Source organism: Stenotrophomonas sp. YJH_SMC_69, from assembly GCF_059370495.1.
In genome coordinates, this window is record NZ_JCAFTS010000004.1 from 174,107 (window position 1) to 185,331 (window position 11,225).

6 protein-coding genes are annotated in these 11,225 nt (G+C 67.3%); 3 read left to right on the forward strand and 3 right to left on the reverse strand.

What is annotated here, in order from left to right:
- Window positions 1–322 precede the first annotated feature (322 nt).
- Window positions 323–2,224, forward strand: coding sequence for an asparagine synthase (glutamine-hydrolyzing) (asnB, locus tag AC5P8F_RS08755; RefSeq protein WP_329768442.1), 1,902 nt, complete (start codon window positions 323–325; stop codon window positions 2,222–2,224).
- A gap of 599 nt (window positions 2,225–2,823) precedes the next feature.
- On the opposite strand, the gene AC5P8F_RS08760 is transcribed toward asnB, so the two are convergent.
- Both AC5P8F_RS08760 and queD read right to left on the reverse strand, forming a co-directional pair.
- Entirely contained in the window at window positions 2,824–3,171 is a 348-nt protein-coding gene (locus tag AC5P8F_RS08760) for a phasin family protein (protein WP_014035870.1), read from the reverse strand.
- A gap of 117 nt (window positions 3,172–3,288) precedes the next feature.
- Entirely contained in the window at window positions 3,289–3,651 is a 363-nt protein-coding gene (queD, locus tag AC5P8F_RS08765) for a 6-carboxytetrahydropterin synthase QueD (protein WP_014645831.1), read from the reverse strand.
- Window positions 3,652–3,843: 192 nt separating this feature from the next.
- Between queD and AC5P8F_RS08770 the strand changes: the two genes are divergently transcribed.
- Both AC5P8F_RS08770 and AC5P8F_RS08775 read left to right on the forward strand, forming a co-directional pair.
- The gene (locus AC5P8F_RS08770; protein ID WP_049442132.1) at window positions 3,844–6,483 is read left to right on the forward strand and encodes a TonB-dependent receptor; all 2,640 of its coding nucleotides are present in this window, start codon (window positions 3,844–3,846) and stop codon (window positions 6,481–6,483) included.
- 74 nt (window positions 6,484–6,557) lie between these two features.
- On the forward strand, window positions 6,558–9,152 hold the full coding sequence (locus AC5P8F_RS08775) for a M14 family zinc carboxypeptidase (RefSeq protein ID WP_346601826.1): 2,595 nt from the start codon (window positions 6,558–6,560) through the stop codon (window positions 9,150–9,152).
- Window positions 9,153–9,713: 561 nt separating this feature from the next.
- On the opposite strand, the gene AC5P8F_RS08780 is transcribed toward AC5P8F_RS08775, so the two are convergent.
- Window positions 9,714–11,129 (reverse strand): DEAD/DEAH box helicase, encoded by a 1,416-nt coding sequence (locus AC5P8F_RS08780; RefSeq protein WP_046428694.1) that lies wholly within the window; start codon window positions 11,127–11,129, stop codon window positions 9,714–9,716.
- Between the last annotated feature and the right edge of the window lie 96 nt (window positions 11,130–11,225).

Below are 11,225 nucleotides of genomic sequence, written 5' to 3' on the forward strand. Positions count from 1 at the left end.
ACCGCCACGGCACGAGCGCGGCGATGCTATCCCAGCCTTCGGGCCGCCCGGGTCCCGGGGGCGGGCGCCATTCAGCCGGGGTTGCTGGCGCGCGGGCCGGGTCTCAGTCCCGGCAACAACTTGGCGGCCAGCATAGCCTGTTGCTGTTACAAAACGTTACCTTCGTGATACGGCTGGTGACGATCGCTGACAGCAAAGCGACTGACGCCGCGCGCCCCCGCGCCGAGCATGGAGTCTCCTCCGCTCCGCGTGCCGTCCCCATGTCGCCCGCCGCCCCCTGCCTGCCGAACCTGTCCCGCCGCTGCCAGTGCGGAGGCTTCCGATGAGCGGCGTGGTCGGGGCCTGGCTGCCGCCCGCCGAGGATGAGCAGCTGCTGCAGCAGCTGGCCCCGATGCTGCGCGCGCTGCAGCAGCGTGGGCGTGGCCGCATCGGCTACTGGACCGACGCCGAGGCCGGCCTCGCGCTGGGCCATTGCCGGGCGCCGACCGATACGCCGTTGCAGCCGCTGAGCTCGGACTGCGGTCGCTACGTGCTGTGCCTGGACGGCCGCCTGTACAACCGCGGCGACCTGCAGGCGCAGCTGCGCGATCTGCCCCGCAGTTGCAGCGATGCGCGGCTGCTGCTGCAGGCGATCGTCGAATGGGGCGTGCAGCGGGCGCTGTCGCGCATCGAAGGCGCCTTCGGTTTCAGCGTCTGGGACCGGGAGTCGCGCGTGCTGTGGCTGGCCCGTGATCCGGTGGGCGAGCGGCCGCTGTATTACGGCTGGTACCAGGGCCAGTTCCTGTTCGCCTCGGAGTTGAAGGCGCTGCAGGCCTTCGCCGGCTTCGCGCCGAGCATCGACCAGGATGCCCTGAGCCTGCTGCTGCGCCACGACTATGTGCCGGCGCCGCACACCATCTACCGTGGCATCCACAAACTGGTGGCGGGCGCGATGCTGCGTATCGATGTCAGCGACCATGCCGCGGGTTGCTCCAGCCAGGCCGCGCAGGGCGGCGCGCGTTACTGGTGCGCACGCGACGCGATGCAGAGTGCACTGCAGGAGCCGCTGCAGCCGGCGCCGAGCCTGGAACAGGCCACCGACCAGCTTGAAGCGGTACTGCAGAAGGCCATCGCCTCACGCATGCACTCGCCCCTGGCGTGCGGCGCGTTCCTGTCCGGCGGTACCGACTCCTCGCTGGTGACGGCGATGATGCAGGCACAATCGACCCTGCCGATCGAAGCGTGGACGGTCGGCTTCGACGATCCGGGGCATGACGAGAGCGACTGGGCGTCGCAGGTCGCGCGCCATCTGGGCGTGCAGCACCACCTGCATCGCATGGACGCGCGCCAGGGCCTGGACCTGCTGCAGCGCCTGCCGCAGGTCTGGTGCGAACCCTTTGCCGACGCTTCACAGCTGCCGACGTTGCTGGCCAGTGAACTGCTGGGGGCGCGCAAGCCGGTGGCACTGACCGGTGACGGTGGCGATGAACTGTTCTTCGGGCATCCCAGCTATGGCCGCGCGCTGCGCAATGCGCGCCTGTGTGGTGGCCTGCCGGACTGGGTACGCGACCTGGCGCGGCGCAGCGGCAACCGCATGAACGTCGAGCGCGGCCGCCTCGGTGGTTGGCGCGCCCTGGTGGCCGAGGTGGCTGCCAATGATGTGGAAGGCCACTACCTGCAGCGCGTGACCCGCTGGCGGCAGCCGGCGCAGGTGGTGCTGGGTGCGCGCGAACCGGTGACGATCTTCCAGCAGCAGGACACGGCGCTGCCGGCCGAGGCGCGCATCCAGCTGCTGGATTTCCGCATGGACCTGGCCGAGGGCATCCTGGCCAAGGTTGATCGCGCGGGCATGGCGGCGGGTGTTGAAACCCGTGCACCGCTGCTGGACATGGAGGTGGTGCGCCTGGCCTGGCGGCTGCCGCAGCACCTGAAGTACCACGATGGCGAGCACAAGCGGATCCTCAAGCACCTGCTGGCGCGCTACCTGCCGGAACCGCTGGTGTATCGCCCCAAGCGCGGCTTCGGCCCGCCGATGGCGCGCTGGCTGGCCGGTCCGTTGCGCGACTGGGCGGAGGCGCTGCTGGATCCGGAGCTGCTGCGCAACCAGGGCTGCTTCGATGTGGCGCGCGTGCGTGGTGTCTGGGAGGCGTTCCTGCGAGGCGAGCGCAAGTGGCACACACACCTGTGGAACGTGCTGATGTTCCAGGCGTGGCACCAGCACTGGCACGGTGGTCGCGGGCGCTGAGCCGTTCCTGCATCGCGTGCGGCGGGTTCAATCTGCGCGGCGCAGGGCGGATGCCCTTGCGTACGAATGTCCTCCGGCGCCGGCCGTTGGCCGTCACCTCCCCCTTTACTTCGTACGCAAGGGCCTCCGCCCGGCGTTCGGAGTTCGCCGGCGCCTCCTTGAAAGGCGGCCGCGAGCGCTGTGATCTCCTCGCCGGAAGCCGAGCCTCGTCGGGGCGGGCAGGGCCCATCGGTTCGCGGCGGATCAGGACGAAGACATGCGTGTGGCGGATGCATTCTGCGCGGCGCAGGGCGGAGACCCTTGCGTACGAATGTCCCCCGGCGCCGGCCGTTGGTCGTCACCTCCTCCTTTACTTCGTACGCAAGGGCCTCCGCCCTGCGTTCGGAGTTTGTCGGCGCTTCCTTGAAAGGCGGCCGCGCGTGCTGCGCTCTCCTCACCGCACGCCGAGCCTCGTCGGGGCCCTTCAGCCTGCAGAGACGTCGCACGAAGACGCGCTTCGGTATCGAAACGACAAGCAAAAAAAGACCCGGCAGAGGGAGGGATCTGCCGGGTCCGGATTGCGTGGGGGGAGGGACCCACGCAATGAGTGTTGCGTCGCGTCAGTGGTTGTTCGCGTCCGCCGTTGATTCGTTGTAGCCCTGCACCAGCTCGGACCAAGCCTTGCTGGCCTGCAGGCCGAGACCGACCACGTCCTGCTGGGCCTGGCCCAGCCGCTGCAGGTTGTCCTGCCACAGCTGCGCGCCCTTGGAGAGCGTCCCGGCCGCATCCTCGCCGCGGGCCAGTTCACCCAGCCAGCCGCCGGTCGCAGTCAGGTTGCGCTCCATCACCTTCAGCTGCACGCCGAACATGCTTTCCGCGTTCTCCAACGCCAACCGGTTCGCGCGCGTTGCCGCGGCGGCGAGCTGGCGGGTGGCATCACTGAAGCGATCGCTGAAGGCGGCGGCCATGGGGGCGTCAGGGAGTGGCTTGATGCATTGCAGCATACGCCCTTGATGCGGCAATGCAACAAAAATAACAAAGGCGCCCAAGGCGCCTTTGAAACACCTTTCAGATCAATGGGTTGATCAGGCAGTGGGGCCGCGGTAACGGCACCCCGACGTGCAGGTTTCGTGCACGGTGATCTCGCTCAGCGCCGGCAGGCCGGGCTTGAGCTCGTTCCAGATCCACACCGCCAAGTTCTCGCTGGTCGGGTTCTCCAGGCCGGGGATGTCGTTGAGGTAGTGATGGTCCAGGCGATCGTAGATCGGCTGGAAGGCCGCCTTCACGTCACCGAAATCCATGATCCAGCCGGTCTGCGCACCCGGCTCGCCCTCGACCTTCAGTTCCACCCGGAACGAGTGGCCGTGCAGGCGCGCGCACTTGTGCCCCGGCGGTACGTTGGGGAGGCGGTGCGCCGCCTCAAGCATGAAGACTTTGAAGATTTCCATGGCGCAATTGTACGCCGCAGGTGGCCGGCCATCCTGAGCGGATGCCGGGCTCTCGTGAAGTAACTCTTTCCATCCGGATGAAGAGATGATAGTTTCTCTTATATCCGTATGAAGAGATGTTATTGGCCGGACCCGGGCCAGGCATGGACTACTGCGGAACTTCATCGCCCTTACCACCTCCCCCACATCGTCATGCCCAAGCACACCCTGCTCGTGGCGGCCCTGGCCGTCGCTCTGGCCGCGCCTTTGTCTGCCGCCGCCGAAACCTCCGCCGACGCCAGTGGCGAAGCCAGCACCCTGGCCGCCGTGCGTGTCACCGGTTCCAACATCAAGCGCACCGATACCGAGGCCTCCAACCCGGTGCAGGTGATCGGCCGCCAGCAGCTGGAACAGACCGGCAAGGCCACCGTGGCAGATGTGCTGCGTTCGATCTCGGCCAACACCGGCAACGCCAGCAACGAAACCACCAACAACGGCTGGGCCTCCGGCTCGGCCGGCATCGGCCTGCGCGGCCTGTCGCAGAAGAACACGCTGGTGCTGCTCAACGGCCGCCGCCTGGCCAACTACGGCTTCCCGGCCGGTGGCCTGTCCGATACGTTCGTTGATCTCAACGCGCTGCCGCTGGTCGCGGTCGAGCGCATCGAAGTGCTCAAGGACGGCGCCTCGGCGGTGTACGGTTCCGACGCCGTGGCCGGCGTGGTCAACATCATCACCCGGCAGAACTTCGAAGGCGCCGAGATCGGCGGCAGCTTCGGCGGTGCCGACCAGGGCGGCCTGCACGAGCAGAACCTGAAGTTCGTCGGCGGCCTTGGTGATCTCGACACCGATGGCTACAACATCCTCTTCAGCCTGCAGGGTTACAACCGCGAACGTCTGGACCAGGACGAACGCAACCTGACCAGGAGCGGCATCTACACCGACAAGCCCGGTGGCCGCTGGAACGGCTGGTCGGCCAAGGGCGCGCGCTACCTGGTCAACGGCGTGTCGGTGCCGATGCTCGACGCCAACGGCAACTGCCCGGTCGGTACCACCCGCGTCGCCAGCGCGCCGATCGACGGCCTGGCCGGCGACACCTGCGGCTTCAACCAGGCCCCGTTCACCACGCTGATCCCCTCGACCAAGCGCTACCAGGCCTATGCCAACGGTACCTTCCGCCTGAACGACAACGTCGAAGCCTTCGGCGAAGTGCTGTACAGCCAGATCAAGAGTGCCGCGTGGTTCGGCAGCAGCCCGTTCTTCACCCTGGAGAGCGGCCGCTTCGCATTGAACGCCAACAGTGGCCTGGCCGAACCGGTGTCGTCGGTGCTGCCGGCCAACAATCCGTACAACCCGTACGGCCGTGCGATCCCGATCGAATACACCTTCTTCGACCTCGGCGGCACGATCAAGACCAACCGTTCCACCGCCTATCGCGGCGTGTTCGGCCTGCGTGGCACCACTGCGAACTGGGACTGGGAAGTGGCTGCATTCGGCGCACGCAGCAGCGAGCGTGAGAGCGTGTCCGGCGGCTTCGCCAATCGCTGGGCGCTGGCCGATGCGCTGGCCACCGGCAGCTACAACCTGCTGAATCCGGCGGCCACGCCGCAGTCGGTACGTGATTCGATCAACATCGCCACGCTGCGCCCGGCCGAGTCCAAGCTGCAGGGCGTCGACGCGAAGATTTCCGGCAGCCTGGGCCACACCTGGGCCGGCGAGATCGGCTTCGCCGCCGGTGCCGAGTGGCGCCGCGAGAAGCTCGATTCCAACAACCCGTGGCAGATCGATGCCGGCCTGCAGGTGCGCCCGGCCATCGCCGAAGTACATGGCCAGCGCCAGGTCAGTGCCGCCTACGCCGAAGTGAACGTGCCGCTGGCCTCGACCCTGGAACTGTCCGCCGCCGCGCGTGCCGATCACTACGATGATTTCGGCGATGCGTTCTCGCCGAAGATCGGCCTGCGCTGGCAGCCGCTCGATTTCCTGCTGGTGCGTGCCTCGGCGTCGAAGGGCTTCCGTGCACCGTCGCTGTCGGAGAACTCCAACAGCACCAGCATCGCCTACGGCAGCGTGGCCGACCCGCGTGATCCGGACGTGCCGGGCTCGCGCCAGAATCCGACCTTCTTCACCGTTGGCAACAACGCACTGAAGCCCGAGCGCACCAAGAGCGTGAACTTCGGCGTGGTGCTGTCGCCATGGGCCAACACCAACCTGAGCGTGGACTACTACCGCATCCAGCTGGACAACCTGGTCGGCACCAACAACACCCAGACCCTGGTCAACGACAACGTGGCCGGCGCCGTGCAGCGCGACGAGCGCGGCAAGCTGCAGGCCGTCTACAACCGCTACCAGAACCTGAGCGAGCTGAAGACCTCGGGCATCGACGTCGAGCTGCGCCAGCGCATCCCGACCGCTGCGCTCGGCGACTTCACCGTGTCCTCCGCCTACACCCACGTGCGCGACTACCGTCGCCCGACCGTGGTCGGCGGCCCGCTGGTCGACTACGCCGGCAGCAACCTCGGCGCGACCCTGCCCAAGGACAAGGCCACCACCACCCTGGACTGGAAATACGGCGACTTCAACGCCGCGGTGACCTGGTACTACACCAGCAGCTACCGCCAGGAGGCCAGCACCGCCGCCAAGGCCGTGCAGCAGCGCGTCGGCAGCTACAGCCAGTACGACCTGTACCTGGCCTACACCGGCATCGACAAGCTGACGGTGTACGCCAAGGTGCAGAACCTGGCCGACAAGACGCCGCCGTACGATGCCTCGTTTCCGGGCATCCGCGCGCCGTACGACTTCAGCCAGTACGACCTGCGCGGCCGCTACTTCACGCTGGGCTTCGACTACCGCTTCTGATCCACCCGCTGCGACCGGTCTCCCCAGGGGACCGGTCGCGCGACCGCCTGCCGTTGTGTTCCAGGGGAGTCACTGTGTCCTTGCATCGTCGTGCCGTTCTTCCGTTGCTGCTTGCCGCCGCCACCGCACTGTTCCAGCCGCAGCCGGTACAGGCACAGAGCACCTACTTCTTTCCGCAGGCTGCCGATGCAGCGGCGTTCGATACCGCCGTGCCCACGCCGGAGCAGTTCCTCGGCTATCCGATCGGCAGCCGTTACACCCGGCACGACCAGCTGGTGGCGTACTTCCAGGAACTGGCCCGGCGCTCGGACAGGATCAGCGTGCGCGAGATCGGCCGCAGCTATGAGGGCCGCCCGCTGTTGATCGCCACTGTCACTGCCGCAGGCAACCACGCGCGGTTGGAACAGATCCGCCAGCAGCACGCGACGCTGGCCGATCCGGCGCAGCCGCGCAGTGCGGCGGGCGACAGCCCGGTGGTGGTGTGGCTGGGATACAGCGTGCATGGCAACGAGACCTCCAGTGCCGAGGCGGCGATGCTGACGGCTTACTACCTGGTGGCCAACCGCAGCGCCGAAACCCAGCAGTGGCTGCAGCAGGCGGTGGTGCTGTTCGACCCGGCGCAGAATCCGGACGGTCGCGATCGTGCCGCCAACTGGCACAACGCGTGGGCCTCCGATCCGGCCTCGGCCGACCCGGCCGACAAGGAGCACGTCGAACCGTTCCCGCAAGGGCGCACCAACCACTACTTCACCGATCTCAACCGCGACTGGCTGGCCCTGACCCAGCAGGACTCGCGGCCGAAGGTGGAGGTGTTCCACCAGTGGTACCCGAACGTGCAGATCGACTTCCACGAAATGGGCAAGGACAGCACCTACTACTTCGAGCCCTCGCCGAAGAGCATGCACAGTCCGCTGATTCCCGCGGCGTCGTACGAATTCAACAAGACCCTGGCCAGGTACCACGCGCAGGCGCTGGATGCGCTGGGCTCGCTGTACTACACCGGCGAGAACTTCGACAACTTCTCGCCGGTATACGGCTCGACCTACCCGGACTTCCATGGTGCCGTCGGCGTGACCGTCGAACAGGCCAGCTCACGCGGCCGCATGCAGGAATCGGTGAATGGCCTGCTGACGTTCCCGTTCACCATCCGCAACCAGGTCGCCACCGGGCTGGGCACCGTGCGCGGCGCAGTGACCGAGCGCAGCGGCCTGTTCGACCTGCAGAAGCAGTTCTTCCAGAGCGCGCTGAAGCAGGCCGCACAGCAGCCGGTGAAGAGCTTCGTGTTCGGTGATGCGCATGATCCGGCACTGACCCGCCGCCTGCTGGAACTGTTGCTGCTGCATCGCATCGACGTGCGCGCGCTGGATCGTGCCGTCACTGTCGATGGCCAGCGCTTCGATGCCGGCAGCGCCTACGTTGTGCCGGTCCAACAGGCGCAGTTCCGCCTGGTGCATTCGATCTTTGCCGAGACGCCGCCGATCAAGGGTGATGTGTTCTACGGCAGCACCAGCTATGCAATCGCACCGGCCTACGGCGTGGCCTTCGCCGGTAGCCGCAGCCGTATCGAAGGCGGTGCACGCGTGACCGCGCTGCCGGCGGCGCAGGGCGCGGTGCTGGGCAGCCAGGCCGGATTCGCCTACGTGATCGACTGGCGCGACTACAACGCCGGGCGCGCGCTGGCCGCACTGCAGGGCAAGGGCGTGAGCGCACGTGCAGCGTTCCAGCCGTTCACCACCGCGACCGCGCAGGGCGAGGTCAGCTTCGCCGCCGGCAGCCTGGTGATTCCGGTGGCCGGGCAATCGCTGCAGGGCGCAGCGCTGCTTGAGGCAGTGACGTCGGCCGCGCGCGAGGCGGGTGTGCAGGTGCACGCATTGCCCAGCGGCCGCAGCCGCGAAGGCATCGACCTCGGCAGTGACGGCGTCAAGGCGCTGCGCAAACCCACGGTCGCGCTGGTGATGGGCGAAGGCGTGGCCGCCACCGAGATCGGTTCGGCGTGGTTCCTGCTCGACCAGCAGCTGCACCTGCCTGCCAGCAAGCTGGACCCGCAGCAGCTGGGCAAGGTGCCGCTGGACCGCTACACCACGATCGTGCTGTCCGGCGGCACCTACACCGGCATCGATGCCACGGCGGTGGCCGCACTGAAGCGCTGGGTGCAGGCCGGAGGTTCACTGGTGACCTACGGCAGCGCCTCGAAGTGGGCGATCGAACAGAAGCTGGCCGACGGCGAGAAGCTCGGCAAGGAAGAAGAGACTGCCGACGAGAGCCGCCGTGCGTTCGGCGACCAGCGCGACATCGCTGCGATCGAGCGGGTCAGCGGCAACATCCTCAGTGCCGACGTGGATACCAGCCATCCGTTGGCGTTCGGCGTGCCGCGCCGGCAACTGGCGATCAACAAGGAAAACACGGTGACGCTGCAGCCGAGTGCGAACCCGTTCTCGACGGTGGTACGCATCGACGCGCCGCCGCGGGTGAACGGTTACTTGTCCGAGCGCAACCGCACGCGGGTGGCGGGCAGCGCGTGGCTGCTGGTGTCGGCGCAGGGGCAGGGTAACGTGGTGCTGTTCGCCGATGATCCGGCGCATCGCAAGTACTGGCATGGCACGGACCGGCTGCTGATCAACGCGATCTTCTTCGGGAATCTGGTGAATCCGGCGAAAGCGCGGGGTTGAGGTGTTTGGCGCCGAGTTTCTGTTGTGCTTGGGAGGCAGGGGGCCTCAGCCAGGACACGCCGTAAACCCATCCATGGGGGCTCGATGGCGCCATCCTTGGCGCCAACGGTCCTGGCTGAGGCCCCCTGCCTCCCATGACAGTTTCCTGCGGGCGCGGACGCATCAGACCCCAAGGCGGGAGCAAGGGCAAATACAAAAGCAAAAGCAAAAGCAAAAGCAAAGCCAGGAATTGCGACTTCGGCTTTTGCCTTTGAATTTGAATTTGAACTTGAATTTGATCTTTCTTCTCCCGGCTACCCGGCGGGAGAAGAAGGCGCAGGCAATGCTTGAAGCGGATGGGCATGGGGGCAGCGCAGAACCGTTGGCGCCATGGATGGCGCCATCGAGCTTACATGGACGTATTTACAGCGTGTTCTGCGCTGCCCCCATGTCCATCCGCCCTCGGTACTGCCACCGCGTGCTTTATCACCCGGTAGCCAGCAACAAAAAAAGGACGGCGCGTCAGCGCCGTCCCTCGATAGCCCCCCGCGCAGCGGGAAGCGCCATCCATGTCAGCTGGGATCAGCCGGCGCGACCGCCGCCGTTGCCACCCTGGCCGCGACCACGGCCGCCACCATTGCCGCCACCGCCACGGCGCTGGCCCTGACCCGCGCCCGCACGCTGCTGGCCGTTGCCGCCGCCCTCGCGACGGCCACCACCGGCCTTCTTCGGGCCGGCATGCGCATGGCGCGGCGCATCGCCGTGCGGACGGCGTGCGTGGCTCTTGCGCGGTGCGCGCTCACCGGTATCGTGCTCGGCCTTGCCCGGCGCGCTGTTGCCCCAGCGGATCGGCGTCTGCAGCTCGAAGCCCGGCACATCGCGGATGTCCATGTCGCGGCCCAGCAGGCGCACGATCGCGCGCAGCAGCTTCACTTCATCCTGCGCCACCAGCGAAATCGCCTGGCCGGTCGCGCCGTTGCGGCCGGTGCGGCCGATGCGGTGCACGTAGTCCTCGGCCACCATCGGCAGGTCGAAGTTGATCACCTTCGGCAGCTCGTTGATGTCGATGCCGCGCGCGGCGATGTCGGTGGCCACCAGCACGGTCACGCGGCCGGCCTTGAAGTCACCCAGCGCACGCAGGCGCTGGCCCTGGCTCTTGTTGCCGTGGATCGCCGCGGTCTTGATGCCCGACTTTTCCAGGAAGGTGGCCAGCTTGTCGCTGCCATGCTTGGTGCGGGCGAACACCAGGGTCTGCTCGCGGCTGTCCTGCGCCAGCAGGTGCAGCAGCAGGTCGCGCTTGCGGCCGGCGTCGACCGGATGCACGCGGTGGGTGATGGTTTCGGCCACGGTGTTCTTCGGCGTTACCTGGATCTGTTCCGGGTTGCGCATGAACTCCAGCGCCAGCTGGCGGATGTTGTCCTCGAAGGTGGCCGAGAACAGCAGGGTCTGGCGGTTCTGCTTCGGCAGCTTGGCCAGGATGCGCTTGATCGACGGCAGGAAGCCCATGTCGAGCATGCGGTCGGCTTCGTCCAGGATCAGCACTTCAATGCCGGACAGGTCGACGCTGCGACGCTCAAGGTGGTCGATCAGGCGGCCCGGGCAGGCCACCAGCAGGTCCACGCCACGGCGCAGGATGTCCAGCTGGTTGCCCATGCCGACGCCGCCGTAGATGCAGGCGCTGGGGATGCGCAGGTACTTGCTGTAGCCACGCAGGCTGTCATGCACCTGGGTGGCCAGCTCGCGGGTCGGGGCCAGGATCAGCGCGCGCGGCTTGCGCGGGCCGGCACGTACCTCCTGCGAGGCGGTGCCCAGGTGCTGCAGCAGCGGCAGGCCGAACGCGGCGGTCTTGCCGGTGCCGGTCTGTGCGCCGGCCAGCAGGTCGCGACCGGCCAGCGCCAGCGGGATCGCCTGCTGCTGGATCGGGGTCGGGTTTTCGTAGCCCTGCTCGGCGAGCGCGCGCAGCAGGAAGGGCGCCAGGCCCAGCGATTCAAAAGACATTGAGTTTGCTCCAAGTACAAGAAACGCCTGTCCGAGCGAACAGACGGGGGCAGATCAAACTGATCGGCTGACTCGGAGCGTTCCCGTGAACCGCGC